General features: G+C 62.4%; 15 protein-coding genes. 2 read left to right on the top strand and 13 right to left on the bottom strand.

The annotated features are described in order from the left end of the window. Position 1: 1 nt before the first annotated feature. The 4 genes from PAF17_RS13175 to PAF17_RS13160 are packed head-to-tail and all read right to left on the bottom strand — an operon-like array spanning position 2 to position 4,021. On the bottom strand, positions 2 to 841 hold the full coding sequence (locus PAF17_RS13175) for an ABC transporter permease (protein ID WP_022708312.1): 840 nt from the start codon (positions 839 to 841) through the stop codon (positions 2 to 4). Beyond that, complete coding sequence (locus PAF17_RS13170; protein ID WP_022708311.1) at positions 841 to 1,764, bottom strand: ABC transporter permease; 924 nt, start codon at positions 1,762 to 1,764, stop codon at positions 841 to 843. The genes PAF17_RS13175 and PAF17_RS13170 overlap by 1 nt, the downstream gene beginning before the upstream one ends. Further along, positions 1,764 to 3,254 carry an ABC transporter substrate-binding protein gene (locus PAF17_RS13165; protein WP_271889571.1) on the bottom strand — a complete coding sequence of 497 codons (1,491 nt, stop codon included), beginning with the start codon at positions 3,252 to 3,254 and terminating at the stop codon, positions 1,764 to 1,766. Before PAF17_RS13165 ends, PAF17_RS13170 begins: the two co-directional genes overlap by 1 nt. Further along, positions 3,251 to 4,021: a GntR family transcriptional regulator gene (locus tag PAF17_RS13160; RefSeq protein WP_271889569.1), complete on the bottom strand. Its 771-nt coding sequence runs from the start codon at positions 4,019 to 4,021 to the stop codon at positions 3,251 to 3,253. The genes PAF17_RS13165 and PAF17_RS13160 overlap by 4 nt, the downstream gene beginning before the upstream one ends. 87 nt (positions 4,022 to 4,108) lie before the next feature. Here PAF17_RS13160 and PAF17_RS13155 point away from each other — a divergent pair, with 87 nt between their 5' ends. After that, the gene (locus PAF17_RS13155) at positions 4,109 to 5,032 is read left to right on the top strand and encodes a hypothetical protein (protein WP_271889568.1); all 924 of its coding nucleotides are present in this window, start codon (positions 4,109 to 4,111) and stop codon (positions 5,030 to 5,032) included. A 62-nt stretch (positions 5,033 to 5,094) separates the two neighbouring features. Here the strand turns inward: PAF17_RS13155 and PAF17_RS13150 are convergent, their stop codons facing one another. From PAF17_RS13150 to hglS, 4 genes are read right to left on the bottom strand one after another with little or no spacing between them, the layout of a single operon-like run. After that, a complete protein-coding gene (locus tag PAF17_RS13150; RefSeq protein WP_271889567.1) occupies positions 5,095 to 7,998 on the bottom strand; it encodes an FAD-binding and (Fe-S)-binding domain-containing protein in 2,904 nt (967 codons plus the stop codon). After that, the gene (locus PAF17_RS13145) at positions 7,991 to 9,226 is read right to left on the bottom strand and encodes a pyridoxal phosphate-dependent aminotransferase (RefSeq protein WP_271889566.1); all 1,236 of its coding nucleotides are present in this window, start codon (positions 9,224 to 9,226) and stop codon (positions 7,991 to 7,993) included. Before PAF17_RS13145 ends, PAF17_RS13150 begins: the two co-directional genes overlap by 8 nt. A gap of 7 nt (positions 9,227 to 9,233) precedes the next feature. Next, a complete protein-coding gene (gene amaB / locus PAF17_RS13140; RefSeq protein WP_271889565.1) occupies positions 9,234 to 10,763 on the bottom strand; it encodes an L-piperidine-6-carboxylate dehydrogenase in 1,530 nt (509 codons plus the stop codon). Between the two features lie 25 nt (positions 10,764 to 10,788). After that, positions 10,789 to 12,177, bottom strand: a complete 1,389-nt coding sequence (gene hglS, locus PAF17_RS13135; protein WP_271889564.1) for a 2-oxoadipate dioxygenase/decarboxylase HglS — start codon at positions 12,175 to 12,177, stop codon at positions 10,789 to 10,791. Between the two features lie 106 nt (positions 12,178 to 12,283). On the opposite strand from hglS, the gene PAF17_RS13130 reads away from it, so the two are divergent. Continuing rightward, positions 12,284 to 13,162: a LysR family transcriptional regulator gene (locus PAF17_RS13130; protein ID WP_271889563.1), complete on the top strand. Its 879-nt coding sequence runs from the start codon at positions 12,284 to 12,286 to the stop codon at positions 13,160 to 13,162. A gap of 58 nt (positions 13,163 to 13,220) precedes the next feature. On the opposite strand, the gene PAF17_RS13125 is transcribed toward PAF17_RS13130, so the two are convergent. The 5 genes from PAF17_RS13125 to PAF17_RS13105 form a co-directional block, all read right to left on the bottom strand. Next, positions 13,221 to 14,972: a thiamine pyrophosphate-binding protein gene (locus tag PAF17_RS13125; protein WP_271889562.1), complete on the bottom strand. Its 1,752-nt coding sequence runs from the start codon at positions 14,970 to 14,972 to the stop codon at positions 13,221 to 13,223. Then, positions 14,969 to 16,336 (bottom strand): NAD(P)/FAD-dependent oxidoreductase, encoded by a 1,368-nt coding sequence (locus PAF17_RS13120; RefSeq protein ID WP_271889561.1) that lies wholly within the window; start codon positions 16,334 to 16,336, stop codon positions 14,969 to 14,971. Before PAF17_RS13120 ends, PAF17_RS13125 begins: the two co-directional genes overlap by 4 nt. Positions 16,337 to 16,405: 69 nt before the next feature. Beyond that, on the bottom strand, positions 16,406 to 17,545 hold the full coding sequence (locus PAF17_RS13115) for an enolase C-terminal domain-like protein (RefSeq protein WP_271889560.1): 1,140 nt from the start codon (positions 17,543 to 17,545) through the stop codon (positions 16,406 to 16,408). 9 nt (positions 17,546 to 17,554) lie between these two features. Next, entirely contained in the window at positions 17,555 to 18,322 is a 768-nt protein-coding gene (locus PAF17_RS13110) for an amino acid ABC transporter ATP-binding protein (RefSeq protein WP_271889559.1), read from the bottom strand. Continuing rightward, positions 18,319 to 18,981, bottom strand: a complete 663-nt coding sequence (locus PAF17_RS13105; RefSeq protein WP_271889558.1) for an amino acid ABC transporter permease — start codon at positions 18,979 to 18,981, stop codon at positions 18,319 to 18,321. The genes PAF17_RS13110 and PAF17_RS13105 overlap by 4 nt, the downstream gene beginning before the upstream one ends. Between the last annotated feature and the right edge of the window lie 19 nt (positions 18,982 to 19,000).

The raw sequence follows: 19,000 nt of genomic DNA, 5'->3' as shown, positions 1-19,000 counted from the left end.
CTCAGCGTCCTTTTCCAATGATGTCGCTCAGGCGGTCGCCAATCAGGTTGGCCGACAGCACCAGCATGAACAGGGCAAGCCCCGGGAAGGTGGCGATCCACCAGGCCGTCGCGACATAGTTGCGGCCCGTGGACAGCATCGCGCCCCAGCTTGCGGTGGGCGGCTGCACGCCAAGGCCCAGGAATGACAGGCCCGCCTCGAACAGGACCATCAGCCCGAATTCAAGCGTGGCCACGACCAGGATCGGCCCGATGATGTTGGGCAGGATGTGGCGCAGCAGCGCGCGCGGGACCGAACAGCCCATCGACCGCGCCAGCGTCACGAAGGGCTGGCGGGCGACCGACAGGGTCTGGCCATAGGCCACGCGGGCATAGCGCGGCCACCGCGTCAGCGCGAGGACCAGGATCACGTTGAAGAAGCCCGGCCCCAGCACCGCCACGGTGATGATCGCCAGCAGGATCGCGGGGATCGACAGGAAGATGTCGACCAGTCGCATCAGCACGGTCTCGGTCCAGCCGCGCAGGTATCCGGCCAGCATGCCGACGGTGATGCCCACCACGCCCGACAGCAGCACCGACAGAACGGCCACGGAAATCGACACCCGCGCACCGTGGATCAGGCGGCTGAGGATGTCGCGGCCCAGCTCGTCCGTGCCCAGCCAGTTGGTGGCGCCCCGGCTCTCGAAGCCCGGCACTTTCAGGCGGGCCAGCAGGTTCTGGCGGTCGGGGTCCATCGGCGCCAGCAAGGGCGCGAAGATCGCGACCAGCACCATCGCCCCCAGCAGGATCGCGGGCCACCAGGGCAGGATGCGGGCGGGCAGACGGGTTGCGGCAACGCTCATCACTGCCCCCCCAGACGCACTCGCGGGTCGATCACGGAATAGAGGATGTCGGCGGCGAGGTTGGCGAAGATGGTGGCGAAGGCCCCCAGCAGCACGACCGCCTGCACCACCGCGAAATCGCGCGAGGCGACGGATTGCACGGTCAGTTGCCCCAGACCCGGCCAGGCGAACACAGTCTCGACGATCACCGCACCCGCCAGCAGCTGAGAGATTTCAAGCGCCGTGATCGACACGACCGGAATGGCCGAATTGCGCAGAAGGTGCCGCCGGACCAGCCGGGGCGTGCGGACCCCCCGCGCACGGGCCGAGCGGACATAGTCGCGGCCAAGCTCGTCGATGACGGCGGAACGCGTGATCCGCGCATAGGTCGCCAGCGACAGAAGCCCAAGCGCGATCGAGGGCATCACCAGATGCGCCAGCGTGCCGGTGCCCGAAGGCGGCAGCCATTTCAGCCAGACCCCGAAGACGAGGATCATCATGATCCCGCTCCAGAAAGTGGGCATCGACTGGCAGGCCAGCACGACGCCCATGATCCAGCGAGAGATCGCCCGCCCCCGCGTCAGCGCCATGACGACACCCGCGGGCAGACCGATGGCGAATGCCACCAGCAGCGCGCCCCCCGCCAGTTGCAGCGTCTGGGGGATGCGGCTGGCCAATATCTCGGCCACGGGGGCGTTCTGGATATAGGACCGGCCCAGATCGAACCGCAGCATGTCGCCAAGAAAGGCAATGTACTGTTCGATCAGGGGCCGGTCGAAGCCAAGCGCGCTGCGCATGGCCTCGAAATCCTCCTGCGTCGCCGTTTCGGGCAGCAGCAGGGCGGTCGGATCGCCGGTCAGGCGCTGGATGAAGAACACCAGCGTGATGACGCCGAACGCCGTGACCATTGCCTGAAGCAAGCGTTTCAGAAGGAAGGCGGACATCACTCGGACCAGCTCATGCGGTTGAGGAACATGCTCTCATTCGCGGTCGGCGTGAATTCCAGCTCGGACGCCGCGCCATACAGCACCGCCGCCTGGTACATCGGCAGCAGATAGTAGTTGTCGCGCACGATCTGGTGGACCTGGGCATAGGCGTCCTGACGGACCTCGGGGTCCAGCGACACGCGGGCCTCGTCCAGCAGCTTGTCCAGTTCGGGGTCGTTCACGCGGCTCCAGTTGCTGTCGGAATGCAGCAGCGGATAGGCGATGCCGTCCGCGTCCTGGCAGGCGCAGGACCAGCGACCGAAGCTGAGTTCCGCGTTGTCCGCAGGCTCGGACCGCACGATGTTCAGATAGGTCGGCATGTCCGTCACGCTGATCGAGACGTTGAAGCCCACATCGTTCAGCATCTGCTGAAGCGCCTGCACGATGCGCTGGTCGAAGACCGGCGCGGTGGCGAAGGTCGCGGGCGTCGCGGCGATATCGGCCTTGGCCGACACGATTTCCTTGGCGGCATCGGGGTCGAAAACCCAGGGCTCGATCCCCTCGGCATAGCCGAAATGCGCGGGCGAGGACAGCTGCGCCATCGGCACCTCGCCTGCGCCCAGCAGACCCTCGGTGATGCCCAGATTGTCGATAGCCATGCTGGCGGCCTTGCGCAGTTCGGGATCGTTGAAGGGCGGCTTGTCCAGGTTCATGCCCAGATAGGCCACACGCTCGGTCGGGGCGGACAGCGCCTTTACGTCGCCCTGCCCTTCCAGCTGCGCGGCGCCGTCGCTGTCCAGACCCACGACCAGATCGGCGGTGCCCGCCTGAAGGTTTGCAAGGCGCGTCGCGGCATCGGGCACGGCGCGGAAGGTCGCGCCCTCGAACGGACCAGCCTCGCCCCAGTAGTCGTCGTTGCGGGTCAGCGTGACGGACACGCCGCGATCCCAACCCTCGAACCTGTAGGGGCCGGACCCCACGGGGGCCGCGTTGAACGCCTCGGCACCGACTTCCTCGACCACGTGCTTGGGCACGACCGACAGCTTGACCAGCTGCGCCATCAGCGCCGGATAGGGGCCGTCGGTGGTCAGCTTGACGGTCACGTCGTCCACCGCCTCGGCGGATGCGATCTGGTTGAACTGGCCCAGCTGCGGCGAGGCGAATTCCGGGTCGGTGATGCGCTGGACGGAAAAGACCACATCCTCGGCCGTCAGTTTCTGGCCGTCATGGAAGGTCACGTCGTCGCGCAGAGTCAGCAGCATCTCGGTATCGCTGACCTGTTCCCACGCGATCGCGATCTGCGGCACGATATTGCCGTCATTGTCGCGCGTGACCAGGTTGTCGAAGATGTTGCGATAGACATAGTAGCTGTCGGGGTTCCACTGCACCTGCGGGTCCAGCGAGGACGGCTCGCCCGACAGATCGACGGTCAGGTCCTTGGCCATCGCGGGCAGGGCAAGGGTGGCGGCTGCGACACTGGCCAGCAGCAGGTTGAGCTTGGGGGTCATTGAGGTCTCCTGTTGGTCGCAGCGTTGTCGTGGTTGTTGCGCGCCGCCAGCCCGCTGCCCGGCATCAGCGGCGCGTCGTTCTTCAGAAGTTGGCGAAGGAAATAGCGTTCCTGCGCATCGATCAGCGCCAGTCGCGCGCGCTCGATGCCGGCGGCGTCGCGTTGCAGCACCGCCCCCACCAGGTCTGACACGTCGTCCCGGCGGAACAGCGTGCCGCTGTCGCCTTCCAGGAAATGGGTGATCCGCGCGGAATGGTGCCACAGCTTGCGCAGGTGGCGCGCGGTAAAGGGGTTGATCGCCCCCAGAAGCAGCCCGTCGATCCGGTCCACATGCAGGCGCACCGCGCTGACCGCGGCATTGTCGCCACCGCGCGACAGGGCCTTCAGGATGTCGTGGATCTGCTCCATCTCGGTCAGGGCGGCGTCGGTCAGGCGCACATGGGCAAGGCCGGGTTCGACGATGCGGCGGGCCGACAGCACGTCGCCGATCAGCTGGCCGGTGATCGGCAGCACCTCCCACCCCATCCGCGCCTTGGGCGATGCCCAGCCGTCAAAGCCCAGCCGCATCAGCCCCGCACGGGCCGCGGCGCGCGACAGGCCGAAACGCTCCATCGCGTCGGCCTCGGTGATGACCTCGCCGGGCGCGATCTCGCACCAGATGGTGGCGGCAAGCATCCGGTCCTCGGCAAAGCGGGACTTGGCGTCAGGGCTGGGAAGGCCGCCATCCGACAGGCCCGAGCGCAACATGGGAGAGCTTGGATCATACATGAAATGTCATATCGCTCGATTTAACATGTCAGCTATGGTGTTATGACATTTCTTATATGGCAAGAAAAATCTGAAGCGGAGGTTGTCGTGACCAAAAAACTGTCTGTTCTTGGGGCATTGGGCCTGCTGGGTCAGCATCTGATCGCGCGACTGCTGCGCGAATCATCCGTCGAAATCGTCAGCCTGCATGACCACCGCCACGGCGAATCCGCCCGTCATGTCCCGTGGTTCGCCAACCCCGACGCCCGAGACTTTGCCCTTCGACAGCCCATTCTTGCACCCGAGGCCAAGGCCACCGGTGATCTGATCCTGTCCTTCCTGCCCGATGACGGCGCCGAGGCGATCGAGCGCCAGCACTTGCAGCGCGGCGCACGGATCGTCTCGCATTGCGAATATGCGCGTCAGGCCGGACTGCTGCTGGCGCCGGGATTGCCGCTGCCCGACACACGGGGGCATCAGCTTGTGTCCACGCCCAACTGCACCACGGCAATGTGCGCTGCCCCCCTTGCACAACTGCATCAAAGCTTCGGGATCGAGGCGGTGCATGTGACTACCCTGCAAGCCGTCAGCGGCACCGACCTGCCCGGAATGCCGGCCTATCTGGCGCATGACAATGTGGTGTCATCTCTGCCGGGCGAGGCATTGGCGCTGGAAACCGAGCTGAATACCCTGTTCGACGCTGCCTTCCCGGTCACCTGCATCGCCACCCGCGTGCCCGTCTGGCGCGGCCACACCCTGTCGCTGATGGTGCAGCTGCGCAACGAGGCAAGGCGCGATGAAATTGCCCGGCTTCTTGCCGAAACTTCAGGGATTGGCATACGCGATGCGCGGGAAAACATGCCGCTCCGGAAACCTGAAAACGTCGACGGCGACACGCTTGGCGTCATTGACACATGGGATCTGACCGATACCGGCTGGTTGAAAATATCCCTGCGCGGGGACAATCTGGGCATGGCGACAACCGGGCTTATGTCGCAACTGGCCAAGGACATTCCTTTGGCCGGCACCTAACTCGAGCGATACGCCCCGGTCACGCGCAGATGTCCACGCCTGCCGACAACCTGACGACGACATTACGACAAGTGGCGGGCGATCAGCCCCAAAGGGTGCGACGGGGTGCGTCCGGACAAACGCTTGCCCTGACACCGGCAGGAAAATCCCGTTGCAGCGATGTCTGCGTCCGATTCCAGATATGAGCGCCATGACATATCGAACAGCTTGCGGGACATGTCCTGATGACGCGCCTGATGACCAAACAGCCCTGCCATCCCGCAGCAGCCCGCTTGCGGGGTATCGACCTCCAGTCCAATCGCTGCAAAGACCTGACGCCAGGCATCCGTAGAATGCGGCAAAGCCGTTGCTTCGGTGCAATGCGACATCAGCAACAGCCTGTCCTTGGCCGACGCTTGCGGGAATTGGCGTGTTTGCAGCTCTTCCAACAGGAATTCCTGCACCATCCGGACCCGAGGCACGTCAATGCCCGCCTTGGGGTATTCCTGTCGCAGCATCATGCCGAAAGCGGGTTCAAAAGCCACCAGCGGGGCACGAATCTCGGCACGACGCAACAGATCGGCCAGACGCTCGGCCATCTGACGGAACCCGGCCAGATCTCCGGCGGCATGCGCCGCCTTGCCCGCCGGGCGCATCCGCAGAAGCCGGGGGTGATAGCCAAGCGCGGTCAGCCCCACAATGACATCACGCTGCGCCTCGGCATCGAACAATGCAGTGAACCAGTCCTGCACCAGAATGACCGTTCCCGTCGGCAGAGAGCCCGCCAGATCATCCTCGTCCAGCCATATATCACCGGGCAGCCGCGCAAGCCGGCGAGGCAGATCGACACTTGCCGTCATCCATTCACCGATACGGGCGGCAATCGGCCAGAAAGGGGCGATGACCGGTGCCAATCGCAGTGTCGCCGGACTGAAACGTTCCGCCCAGAGCACCAACCGATCACCAAGCGAGCGCGAATGACGCTGGAAATAATCCGCGAGAAAAGCGGACCGCATCGCCGGAATGTCAACCTGCACAGGACAACTGGATGCGCAGGCCTTACAACCCAGGCAGGTGTCAAGCGCGGCCAACAGCTCGGCCTCGCGCTGCGGAGAAACGCAGCCAGACAATCGCGACCGGTGCCAGTCCCGCAAGGCATCTGCGCGACCCTTGGGGCTTTGCCGCAGATCGGCGGTCGCCTTGAAGCTGGGGCACATCGGCGTGGTCGCGGCATAGCTGAGGCATTGCGCGTTTCCATTGCACCGAAAGGCATTGGACAGCGCATCACCGGGCGGCGCGTTGAAGCGCCGGAAAGGGGTCGAGCCAATTCCCATGATCGACCCGCCATTCGTCACCAGCTTGCCGGGGTTGAAACGGTTCTGCGGATCAAATGCCGCCTTGACCCCTTGCAAGGCCCGATAAGCCTCTGGTCCGATCCAATCGCGCAAATACGCACCGCGCACGCCTTTGCCATGTTCGCCCCAAAAGATGCCGCCATGCTTGCGCGTCAGATCGAATACTGCGTCCGAAACCGTGACAAGCCGCTGGCGATCGGTCGTCTCATCAAGGTTCAACACCGGGCGAATATGCAGGCAACCGACATCGACGTGACCATAGATGCCAAACCCCAGGTGGTTGCGGGTCAGCACGTCCAGAAAGTCATCCAGAAAAGCAGGCAAGTTTTCTGGCGGCACCACGGTATCTTCGACAAAGGCGACGGGGCGCGCGCCACCGTCAACCCTGCCCAACAAACCCACCGCGGCCGATCTTACCGCCCATAGCCCACGGATCTCGGTCAGATCGCAAGACAGATGGTCGGCCAGTATACCGGGCAGATGCCTCAGAATTTCTTTGCAAGATGAGACCCGGGCATCCAGCAGTTCCGCATCATTGCCATTCATCTCGACAAAGACATAGGCGATACGCTGCCCCGCGCGCGCGCGCAGCGCAGGTGGAAGGCGGTCCAGAATGCCGGCATCATCGGCCAATGCCTGCACCGTTTCATCCATGACCTCGACGGCTGTCGGGTCGGCCGCAAGCAAAGGGGTCGCGGCGGCCAGCGCCTCGCGGAACGAACCAAAGCCCGCGACGACAAGACGCTTTTCCTTTTCGATCCGCCGCAGCTTCACCCGAATGCGGCTTAACAGACCAAGCGTTCCTTCGGCGCCCAGGAACAGGCGCCACCATTCGAAACCGTCATGCCCGGAACAGGCCCGCTCGATATCATATCCGGTATATCGCCGGTTCAGGCGGGGGGTGTTGTCCATGAAGGCTTGTCGCCCTTGGCGGGCTGCCAGTTCGGCCTGCGCCAACATGGGCCGGGCCCAGTCGGGGGGCGATGAAAGACTATTCAACAGCCCTTGCGACTGGGCAATTTCCAGCCCCAGAATATTGTCAGAGGTCTTTCCGTAGATCCGCGACCCCTTCCCCGACGCATCGGTGCTGACCATTCCGCCAATGGTGCAGCGCGTCGAGGTCGAGGTTTCCGGCGCGAAGAACCAGCCGGAATGACGGATCTGCGCGTTCAGATCGTCCAGCACCATGCCCGGCTCGACCTCGGCCCAACCGTCCTGTGCGTTCAGGGCCACAAGCCGGTTCATGAAACGGCGCATATCGACGATGATACCCCGATTGAGCGCCTGCCCATTGGTCCCGGTTCCGCCACCCCTTGCCGTCACCGCCAGACCAGAGAACCGTGGCTGGTCCAGAACGCGCAGCAGCAGCACAAGATCATCCGCACTGCGCGGAGCGACCACCAGATCCGGGGTGATCTGGTAAACCGAATTATCCGTGGACATCGCCGCGAGAAGCGCCCCGTCATCGTCAATTTCACCGCCGAAACCGGCTCGGGACAAGGCAGACGCAAGTTCGGCCACTCGATTGGCGAGACTGTTCGGCATGATCAGGGAATCCTCGCAATGCTGGGGTGCCGACGCCGGGGGAACACGGCTGGTCTTGCCGCCGTGTTCCGGTGATGTGTCAAGCATCGGATCGGTGCTGCAACATGCCGCAGGCTTTGGCGATGCGGGCAAGCGCCTGACTTAGTTCGGCCTGCGATGTCGCGTAGCTGATGCGAAAATACCCCGGCAGGCCAAAACAGGCCCCCGGCACAACGGCGACATCTGCAACCTCAAGCAGCCAGGCGCAAAAGTCGCGGTCGCTGTCCAGTCGGGCACCCTGGGGGGTGACGCACCCCAACAGTCCTTCGCAGCTTGCGAACGTGTAGAACGCGCCCTCGGGTGTGCGACAGGTGATACCGTCAATCGCGTTCAGCCCTTCCACGACAAGGTTGCGCCGCGCCGCAAAGCTGGCGGCACGATCGGCCAGGAACCCTTGCGGGCCATCCAACGCAGCGATGGCCGCAGCTTGCGTCACGGATGAAGGACAAGAGGTCGACTGACTTTGAACCACGGCCATGGCCGCGATCAGCCCGGCCGGTCCGCCTGCATACCCAAGCCGCCAACCTGTCATCGCATAGGCTTTGGAAACACCGTTGACGGTCAGGCAGCGATCGCGAATGGCGACATCCAGAGCGGCCGGTGTCACGAAACGGAACCCGTCATAAACGATATGCTCATACATGTCGTCGACCATCAGCCAGACTTGCGGATGACGATGCAATACGTCGATCAGCTTGCGGTAATCGGCTTCATGATATGCGCTCCCCGTCGGATTGGACGGTGAGTTCAGCATAAGCCAGCGGGTTTTCGGGGTTATCGCCGCCTCCAGCGCCTCGGCCGTCAGGCGAAAGCCCGTGCTGTCATCACAGGCGACCGGCACCGGAACGCCACCTGCAATACGAATAATGTCGAAATAACTGGTCCAGCACGGTGTCGGGACGATCACTTCATCGCCATCATTCAGGCTGGCCATCATCGCGTTGTAAAGGATCTGCTTGGCGCCAGCGGCGGCCGTCACCTCGTCGGCACCGAATTCGAGGCCATTCTCGCGCTGGAACTTGTCGCGGATCGCGCGTTTCAGTTCGGGGCTTCCGTCGAGGGCGGTATATTTTGTCTCGCCCCTTCCGATGGCCGCAATCGCAGCTTCCTTGATGTGATCGGGTGTGTCGAAATCCGGTTCGCCGGCACCCAGAATGATGACGGGTCGCCCCGCCCGCCGTAACTCGTTGGCCCGCGCGGTTATGGCGAGGATCTCGGAGACGCCGAGATCCTCTATCCTCTTGGCCGGACGAAACATGCTGGTTCTGATGTCCATCCCGCCCTCAGATATCGAACACCACACCCTGCGCCAGCGGCAGCTCGCGAGAGTAGTTGATCGTGTTGGTGGCGCGGCGCATATAGGCCTTCCAGGCGTCCGAACCACTTTCACGTCCGCCGCCGGTTTCCTTTTCACCGCCGAAAGCACCGCCGATCTCGGCCCCTGACGTACCGATATTGACATTGGCGATCCCGCAATCCGACCCTGCCGCCGACAGGAACATCTCGCTTTCGCGCAGATCAGTTGTAAAGATCGAGGACGACAGCCCCGCCCCAACCGCATTGTGCAGTTCGATCACATCGTCAAAATCGCTATAGCGCATGACATACAAGATCGGTGCGAAGGTCTCTTGCAGAACCGGACCGGTTTGCGCAGGCATCTCGACCAGGGCTGGCTGGACATAGAAGGCGGAATCCGGGGCGACATCAGTCACACGGCTGCCACCATGAACCTTGCCGCCCTCTGCCGCGGCAGCTGCAAGCGCGGCCTGCATCGCCTCGAAGGCCTGCTGGTCCACCAAAGGACCAACCAGGGCTTGCGTGGTCAGCGGATTGCCGACCGAAACCGAGCCATATGCCTTGATCAGCCCCGGCACCAATTGATCATAGACGCTGTCATGCACGAACAGGCGGCGCATCGTGGTGCACCGTTGGCCGGCCGTGCCCATGGCGCCAAATGCAATGGCCCGCAGCGCCATATCCATGTCGGCCGAGGGGCAGACGATGCCGGCATTGTTCCCGCCAAGTTCCAGGACCGAACGCCCAAAGCGCGCCGCCACACGCGGCCCGACCTGTTGCCCCATACGGGTCGACCCGGTGGCCGAAACCAGCGCGACACGCGGATCGTCGACCAGTGCCTCGCCGGTTTCGCGCCCACCGATAATAACCTGGCTCAGGGCTTCGGGGGCATCGCCGAACCGGGTCAGCGCACGATCCAGGATCGCCTGACAGGCCAGCGCGGTCAGAGGGGTCTTTTCCGACGGTTTCCAGACCACCGGATTTCCGCAAACCAGCGCCAATGCCGTGTTCCACGACCAAACCGCAACGGGAAAGTTGAACGCCGAGATAACCCCGACAACACCAAGCGGATGCCAGGTTTCCATCATCCGATGACCCGGCCTTTCGGTCGCGATGGTCAGCCCGTAAAGTTGGCGTGACAGGCCGACGGCAAAATCGCAGATATCAATCATCTCCTGCACTTCGCCCGCACCTTCCGACGGGCTTTTGCCGGCCTCGATCGAAACCAGACGGCCCAGATCATCCTTTGCCATGCGCAGTTCCTCGCCCAGCAGGCGGACCAATTCCCCGCGACGCGGTGCGGGGACCTTGCGCCAGACACGGAACGCCTGGGCCGCACGGTCGATGACCGACGCCACCTCGGCGGCATCCTGCACCGGCAGCGCGGCAATCTGTTCGCCCGTCACAGGCGAAAAGCTGGCCATCTCACCCGCTTCCAATACGGCGGTATCGGCACCAAGCTTGGCCAGAATGGCATGTGCGCTGGTCTTCAGATCCATCTCAGAGGCGTCTTTCATCATGTCGTTCCTTCTGTTTCGTGGCTTACTGTGCTGTGGCATTGACGCGACGCAGTTCACTCAGGCAGCGTGCCAATGAGGCGTCTTGCAAGGATTGATAAAGTTCGAATTCATCCTGGACCTCGGCGCCCAGATCCGCTTCGAAGCGGCTGCGATTTGGGCTGGCTGCAAAGCCCTGCCCACCTTCATCGCCCAGGTTGGACTGGAATATCCCTGCCGCGCTGACCGGCAGAAAATCCTCGTAAGTGATCGGGTCGGCGCGAAGATAGCCCCGGGCAAGCAAGGTTTCGACATCACCATCACCGGACCAATCCCCGGATTGCGCCCGGCCGGTCAGCGAATATTCGAAATATCCCAACCCTTCCTTGCGGATACGATCCAGATCGTCAGGAAAATCGACGAAGCTTTCGGCAAGCGCGGCAACATATTCCTGCGCATTGCTGCCATCGGGATTTGGCCGCACCCTGTCACGGGTCCGGGTCAACAAGTGATCGTAAAGTGCGCGACCCTTGGGCGTAAGCGCCTGTCCCCGGGCTTCGATTTCGCCAAAACGTGCGGTGTGACGGCCTTGTTCACCCTTGAAGCTGACCTCTTCGTCCAACGCCTTGAAGGATGTCTGACGCAGCAGGATCGGGCATTGTCGCCTTGGCGGCCCCTCGACCACGGCCTTGGGGCTGATGCCGCGCTGTGGCATCATCTCCTGGGCGGCATCAATATTCAGCGTGCGTGGCGTCAGATGGTTGATATGCGGACCGCGGAAGGACACGACATCCGCGATCAATCGGTGCGCATCATGCAGCATCTGATACAGGTCAAGCGTCACCAGCGCATCTGAATGCCAACGGAATGTCTCAAGCGCCTGTTCGACGAATTGCTCGGCCTCGGCCTCGTCCAGCCCGCCATTCGCCTCGCAGCGGTCGATCAGCGACAGGCAAAGATCGGTAAAGATCCGCCGCTCGGCCAACAGATCGCGGGCCTTTTCGCGCAACGCCTCGTCTTCGATCAGGTCCAGCCGCAACAACGATGTAAAGACACGGAACGGATTGCGGCGCAGGGCGCTTTCGGTCACGGGTCGGAACGCCGTCGAATGAACCGGAACCCCCGCTTCGGTCAGGTCGTAATACCCAACCGGAAACATGCCCATGACCGCGAACAGCCGCCGCATGTTGAACAATTCTTGCGCCGTCCCGAGACGAATCGCGCCGTGCCGTTCCTCGGAGACACGCGCCAATTCGCCAACCCAGCGCAGTCTTTCTTCCAATGCGGGGTCCGTTTCCAGGACCTGACGGTTCACATCGGCAACCAGCGACATCAACGTGCCATAAGCAGGCACCTCGTCGCGATACATGGCCGACATCGCGGCCGAGAAACGCGCCCGGATTGCATCCGGTGTCACATGTTTAACTTGGCTCACGGTCAACACTCCTCGCTTGCCTGAATATGCTTTGATCTTCATAAAGCATTAAATCGGCGCTGAAACGCGCTGAATGAAACTGACTTCATGCGAGAACGGAATGATGTTGAGCCGCAGCCAAATGCCGGACCTTGCCGGTTTACAAGCTTTCGAAGCCGCCGCCCGCCATGGCAGCTTTACCCGCGCCGCTGTCGAACTGAACCTGACGCAAAGCGCGGTCAGCAGGCAGATCAAGGATCTTGAAAGCCAGTTGGGGGTCGCACTTTTCGAACGCATCCGGCAACGCATCGTCTTGTCGGGCGCCGGTCAGCGTCTGCGGCCCGAAATCGAACGCCTGCTCGCCGATATCGAACATCTGGCCCTGCGCGCCGCCAGCACCCGTGACGTGACCGGGCAATTGACGGTGGCGACCCTGCCAACTTTTGGCAGCCGTTGGTTGATGCCACGCCTGCCTGATTTCCTGGCCCAGCATGCTGGTGTCCAGATCACCGTCCAGTCACATACCGGCCATTTCGACCTGATCGAAGCAGGGGTCGATATCGCCTTCCATTATGGCAAGCCGGCCTGGCCGGGGGCGAGTTGCACCTATCTTTGCGGCGAAACTGTGCTGCCCGTGGCTGCGCCATCGCTGATCCGGGGGCCGGATACCTTCCCTGATCACACGCCCCTTCTGCACCTTGTTTCGCGCCCGATGCTTTGGCCGGAATGGCTGTCCGCAAATCAGGGGGATATCGGGCGCGGCTTTCAGGGGCATCGGTTCGACCAGTTCTCATTGCTGATCGAGGCGGCAGCGGCGGGCATGGGGGTCGCCCTTCTGCCCAGCTATCTGATCGAGCGGGAAGTGCAACAGGGGTTCTTGCAGGTGATCCCATCCGCGCCGATGAAAACCGACACGGCCTATTTCGTGGTCACCCCGGATGACCGGGTGTCGGATCCTTTGCTCACGGCGTTCCGGTCATGGGTCAGGGACCAGGTTCGCGCCTGAGGCCAAAGGTCGACCGTTGCGACGGGGCACGCCCGGAAGGCACGCGCCCCGCGCAGGATCAGAAATAGCTGTGATCGGCGGCTTCCAGTTCCATTGGATCCTGACCGCGCTTTGTCAGCCACGAATAAACCGGCGGCACACGATCAGCCAGGGATTCCACATGGACGTCGATCAGGCATGGCCCCGATTTGAAGGCAAAGGCCGCTGCCAGCGCCTCATCCAGCTCGGTTGGTGATTTCGCCGTCCATGCCCGCACCCCGAACGCTTCCGCGATGGCGGCCCCCTCGGGCGGCATGAAGTCGACGCCGAAGCATTGGTTATGTCCCTTCAAACGATGCAGGCCCTTGATCCAGCCAAAGGTGCCGTTGTTGAACAGGATCAGAATGGCAGGCACCTGCAATCTCACCAGGGTTTCCAGTTCACCGACGGTCATCCCGAAGGAACCGTCGCCAAACAACGCGATCGGCCGCTTGCCCTCATCGGCACGCCACGCGCCAACCGCCGCCGGCAACGCCGATCCCAGGCCGCCGAATGCGCGCGGAATGCAAAAGCGGGTGCGCCGATCATTGATCCGCAGATACCGGGTCATATAGGGCGTCGGCGTGCCGGCATCCGAATAGATCAACGCCGGCTCCCCCGAAGCTTCCAATGCGGTATTGAATGCACGCACGGCACGTTCAGGGCGCATCGGAACCGTATCCGCATCAAGTTTCGGCCTGGCATGTTCCCAGAACGTCCGGCGATGTTCGTTCAGCTCTTGCACCCAGGGTTCGTGCCGGGCGCCGTCGATCTTCAAATCCAGCTGAAGCAAATCTTCGAAGGTCAGCGTCGCATCCCCCAGAATCGACAGCAGGTTCTGATAATTATTGCCCATGATTTCGGGTGAAATGTCGATCTGGACCAGCCGCCGGTTCAGCGTCATCTTGGGGAAGGTCCAGCCGATGGTCACCACCGACCCAATCCGCGAGCCTACGAAAATGGCCAGGTCGGAATGTTCCAGCGCCCAGTTCGCATGGGGATGATACCCGTTGTCCCCGATCACACCAATCGCCAGACGGTGATCGTCATCAATGGTCCCCTGACCCGTCATCGTGGTGCAGATCGGAATGTTGCATGCCTCGGCAAAGCGGGTGATGGCGTCCCCCGCATCCGCGCGACTGACACCGCCACCGGCCACCAGAAGCGGGCGTGAAGACTGACGGATCGCCTCCAGCAGGCTTTCCAGCTTATGCGTTTCGGGCCGGGTCGGATAGGCGGGAAAGGTTCTGCATTCTTCCTCGGCATGCAAGGAAATCGTGGTCGGATCGACATCTTCCATCAACAGGTCTTCAGGAATCTGTAAATGCACCGCGCCTGGTTTGCCGGAACAGGCCGTGCGGAATGCGCGGCGAATGATTTCCGGCAGTTTCTGCGCCGACTTTACCTGAACCGACATCTTGGTCACCGGCTCGAACAGCTTGGCGCAGTCAAGTTCAGTCAAAACCCCGCGCCCCTCGCCGGGCAAGGGAATGTCAATTGTCAGCAAAATGACCGGCACGGATGACCCGTTGGATTCGGCCACCGGTGGCAGTGAATACATCGCCCCTGCCCCCGACGGACATTCGAACACGCCTGGCTTGTTCGTGAACCGCCCATAGGCATCCGCCATATACCCGGCCGAGCGTTCATCGCGCGCCATGACATGACGGATCTTTTCTTCGCGTTCCTGCAACGCCTCGTACAAAGGAACATTTGTATCCCCCGGCACGCCGAAGATCGTTTCAACGCCATAGCCGATCAGCATTTCTACGAGGATGTCGGCACCCTTCATGTTCTGGCCTTTCCTTGAGGTTTCGTGTGGATCCCCGCCGCTATCGCCGATGCTTCGACAACCGGGTCAGAGGAATTTGTTGGGGTTGTCCGCCCAGTTCGCGCAAAGCGATGGGGCGAAAACGGGGCAAGATCGATGTCACTTCCGCGACCCGAGATCATATCGGCAACCATGCAGGCGGTATGTGGGGCCGCATTCAGCCCCAGATGCCCATGGCCGAACGCGTACCAGAGACCGGGAACCGACGCGGCGCCGATCACGGGCAGCCCATCTGGCGTCGAGGGGCGGTTACCTTGCCAGCGCCGCACCCCGTTCCGGTCGACCGAGGCAAGCGCGGGATAGGTGCTGGCCAGATGCGCTAGCAAGATGTCGGCGCGCCGCCAGTCTGGCCGGGCATCTGCGCGCGACAGCTCGACCTGCCCCGCCGCACGCAAGCCGCCGGCGGTCATGGTATTGGCCATCTTGCCATCACTTGGCATGACCGGCCGGCGCAGCTGAATCGGCGGGTTGCACAGCTCGACATGGTATCCGCGCTCGGCTTCGAGCGGGATGTGATCCCCGATCGCGGCGGCAAGGCGCGCCGCCCCCATCCCCGCCGCAAGAACAGCGCCATCGCAGTCCAGATGACCCTGGTCCGTCCTGATTGCGGAAATGCCCCCGGCGCCCCGCATCAGCCCCGTGACAGTCGCCTGCACAAGACCGGCCCCGGAAGCTGCAAGGATCGCCCGAACATATTCGCCGGGATCCACGCAATGCGCCCCGCTTTCAACCAGAGCGCCAAATTCATAGCGCGTGGAAAGGGCCGGCTCTTCCCGCCGCAATGCGTCCGCGTCAAGCTCCCTCCAGGACAACCCGGCGGCGCGACGCAACGCCCACAGATGCGCCTCGGCCAGATAAGCATCGCGATTGGGATAGGCATATAGCAGCCCGTCACGGCGTATCAGGTCATCGCGCCCGATCCTGGCCGCCAGCGACAGGTGACGATCGGGGCCGTCCGTCAGCAAGCTGGTCAGGGCGGTGCTGGTCTTGCGCAACCGATCCTCTGTCCAGCCGGCAACCAGAAAGCGCAAAAGCCAGGGGGTCAGGCGCGGAAGGCTTCGCCAGCCGATGGTCAGCGGCCCCGTTCGATCCAACAGATAACCCGGAATCTTGCGCCACAATCCCGGCACCGACATCGGAATGATCGAAGCCGGGGATATGAACGCCCCGTTGCCATAGCTTGCAGCCTGTTCGCCACCCGGTCGCTCCGCATCGATCACGGTCACGTCAAATCCTTCACGGGTCAGCGCCAGGGCCGTACAGGCCCCGATAATGCCCGCCCCGATCACCGCGATACGGCGCGGTTGTGTCGATTGCGCAATCATCAGGTCAATCCTTTCCCGTCGGCCGCAGGCGAAACCCGTGGCCGTATTCCTTCTGTTGATCAGGCAAGTTCAGGCCTGTGCGAGCCGCAGCGCGCCCTGGCTCAGTGAATGTTCGGTAATGCTGATCCCCAGCCCTGGCCCTTTCGGCACGATCACGTGGCCATCGCAATTTTCAATCCTGTCCTCCAGGACATCTTCGGTCAGGACGTGATGGGGCATATAGAACTCGCATCCCAAGGAAATTCCGGGGGTCGCGGCAATGAATTGCGTGCCCGCCGCCAACGCGATGCCGCCTTCCCAAAGCGTTCCCCCATAGCCGGGGATCCGGGCCGCGTCGGCCAGGGCCATCAGACCCTGTGCCTTTTGCAGACCGCCAACCTTCATAAGCTTGACCGAGATTGCATCAGCGGCCCCCATCTCGACGATCTTTTGCAAATCATTGAGATCAAAACAGCTTTCATCAGCCAGGATCGGTGTGTCCAGTTTTTGGCGAAACTCGGCCATGGCGGCCAATGCGTCGCGGGGGACCGGTTGTTCGATGAATGTCGGGGCGAAGGCTTCTGCATCCCGCAGCACCCGCAGCGCCCCAAAGGGCCGCAATGCCTGATTGTAATCCAGACGCAGATCGACCGTCATGTCAAAGGCATCGCGGATCGCCTTGAGATGGGCAAGATCATCGGCATGCGGCTTGACCCCGGTTTTGACCTTGAAGATGCGGTTGCCTTTGGGAACCATGTCGCGCATCCGGTCGAGATCGGCATCAAAATCGGGATCGGCGATTGAAAACGAAAGCGGAATCCGATCACGCACCCGACCGCCCAAAAGCTCGGCGACCGAAAGGCCCGCGCGCTTGCCCAGAATGTCGTACATGGCCATCTCGACAGCCAGCTTCGCCTCTGCGTGCCCAACCAGCACACGATCCATTGCCAGCGTCAGGCCGCGGATATTCGAAAGCGGCCAGCCGATCACCAATGACCGCAGATAGACATCCAATGCGGCAAAGGCTGCCTCCGGGGTGCCGGTGAAAACCTCCCATGGGGCGGCTTCGCCCCAACCCGTCAGGCCATCCCGGCTGGTCAGTTCAAGCAGCACCCGCTTGACGGTGCCCTTTATGTGGCCCACGCCCTGCTGGCGGGCCATCTTGATCGGGCTTTCGATCAGGAAGACGCGCAATGCGGCGATGCTGTCGGAAGTGGTGTCGGTCGTCATCGTCTGGCCTCATGCCGGCGTTGCGTGGAAATGGGACAGAAAGCTGCGCGTCGCTTCCTGCTGAGGATTGTCGATCACGTCCCTTGCAGGACCATCCTCGACAACCAGACCGTCGCGCATAAATACAATCCGGTCTGCGACCTCGCGGGCAAAGGCGATCTCATGCGTGACGATCACCATTGTCATGCCGGCAGTGGCAAGCGCGCGCATCGTTGCCAGCACCTCGCCCACCAGTTCGGGATCCAGCGCCGATGTCGCCTCGTCAAACAGCATCACTTGCGGTTCCATCGCCAGTGCCCGTGCAATCGCGACGCGCTGCTTCTGGCCACCCGACAAGGTGTGCGGCATCTGATCGGCGCGGTCGGCCAGACCGACCTTGGACAACTGCGCCATCGCAAGATCGCGCGCAGCGCCTGCCGGCATCCGTCGCACCCGCAACGGCGCCTCCATGACATTACCAAGGACCGTCAAATGACCGAAAAGGTTGAAGCTTTGGAACACCATGCCGGTGCGCGCGCGGAACGCGGCCAGGGCTCTGGTTCGGGGTCGTGGCGATCGCGAACCGAAGTCAAATTCCATATCGCCGACACTGATCCGCCCGGAATCCGGCGTCACCAACAGGTTCATGCATCGCAGCAACGTAGATTTGCCAGAGCCCGAGGGCCCGATCAAAGCAACCACGCCACCCTGTGCCACGCTGAAATTGATGTTTCGCAGAACCTCCAACGTGCCAAAGCTTTTGCGAAGGCCCTGAATTTCAATCATTGCCCTGTTCATCGGGCCCCTCCGAATTTGGCGTCCTGATGGCGCACGAACAAGGTCAGCGGCAAAAGGATGGCAAGATATGCCACAGCCACCGCAGTATAGGTTTCAAGCGGACGGAAACTGTCATGAGCCGCAATCTGGCCCTGATAGACAAGGTCCGGAACTGCCAGCACCGAAACAAGCGAGGTGTTCTTGAACTGAAGAATCGATTGGTTCATCAGCGCGGGCACCATGCGCCGCAGCGCCTGCGGCAAGACGATCCGGCGCATGGCCAAAGCCGGCGTCATACCAAGGGCCAGCCCCGCCTCGCGCTGCCCGTCCTCGATCGAAACGATACCGCCCCGGATGATCTCGGAATAGAACGATCCGCCGTAACAGGACAATGCGAGGATCGAAGCCGTGATCGGCGACAGTTCGATTCCCGTCAAGATCGGCAAGGCATAATAGCACCAGATCAACTGGACCAGGATCGGCGTGCAACGAAACAGCTCGGTGAAGGCCAGCGATCCGGCCTTCAGAACCCGGCTGCCCGACAGCATGCCCATTGCAGCAACCAGACCAACCGCCAACCCGCCAAGGACCACCGCAACGGTCAGTGACACGGTCATGATAACGCCGTCCAGAAACAGCCATCGATAGGCCCAAAGGATACTGAAATCCCATTCGTACATGAACGTCTCCGTCTTGGAA

Origin of the sequence: Paracoccus onchidii (genome assembly GCF_028294535.1) — a bacterium.
Lineage (GTDB): Bacteria > Pseudomonadota > Alphaproteobacteria > Rhodobacterales > Rhodobacteraceae > Paracoccus > Paracoccus onchidii.
Note: the sequence above shows the minus strand (reverse complement) of the source record. Positions and strands in the feature narration are given on the sequence as shown.

Excerpts from the sequence above, each read along its gene's own strand:
- amaB (WP_271889565.1), bottom strand. The coding sequence starts at position 10,763 with ATGAAAGACGCCTCTGAGATGGATCTGAAGACCAGCGCACATGCCATT.
- PAF17_RS13115 (WP_271889560.1), bottom strand. The coding sequence starts at position 17,545 with ATGACGACCGACACCACTTCCGACAGCATCGCCGCATTGCGCGTCTTC.
- PAF17_RS13150 (WP_271889567.1), bottom strand. The coding sequence starts at position 7,998 with ATGCTTGACACATCACCGGAACACGGCGGCAAGACCAGCCGTGTTCCC.
- PAF17_RS13120 (WP_271889561.1), bottom strand. The coding sequence starts at position 16,336 with ATGATTGCGCAATCGACACAACCGCGCCGTATCGCGGTGATCGGGGCG.
- PAF17_RS13160 (WP_271889569.1), bottom strand. The coding sequence starts at position 4,021 with ATGTATGATCCAAGCTCTCCCATGTTGCGCTCGGGCCTGTCGGATGGC.
- PAF17_RS13175 (WP_022708312.1), bottom strand. The coding sequence starts at position 841 with ATGAGCGTTGCCGCAACCCGTCTGCCCGCCCGCATCCTGCCCTGGTGG.
- PAF17_RS13170 (WP_022708311.1), bottom strand. The coding sequence starts at position 1,764 with ATGTCCGCCTTCCTTCTGAAACGCTTGCTTCAGGCAATGGTCACGGCG.
- PAF17_RS13165 (WP_271889571.1), bottom strand. The coding sequence starts at position 3,254 with ATGACCCCCAAGCTCAACCTGCTGCTGGCCAGTGTCGCAGCCGCCACC.
- PAF17_RS13110 (WP_271889559.1), bottom strand. The coding sequence starts at position 18,322 with ATGAACAGGGCAATGATTGAAATTCAGGGCCTTCGCAAAAGCTTTGGC.
- PAF17_RS13125 (WP_271889562.1), bottom strand. The coding sequence starts at position 14,972 with ATGAAGGGTGCCGACATCCTCGTAGAAATGCTGATCGGCTATGGCGTT.
- PAF17_RS13145 (WP_271889566.1), bottom strand. The coding sequence starts at position 9,226 with ATGGACATCAGAACCAGCATGTTTCGTCCGGCCAAGAGGATAGAGGAT.
- PAF17_RS13105 (WP_271889558.1), bottom strand. The coding sequence starts at position 18,981 with ATGTACGAATGGGATTTCAGTATCCTTTGGGCCTATCGATGGCTGTTT.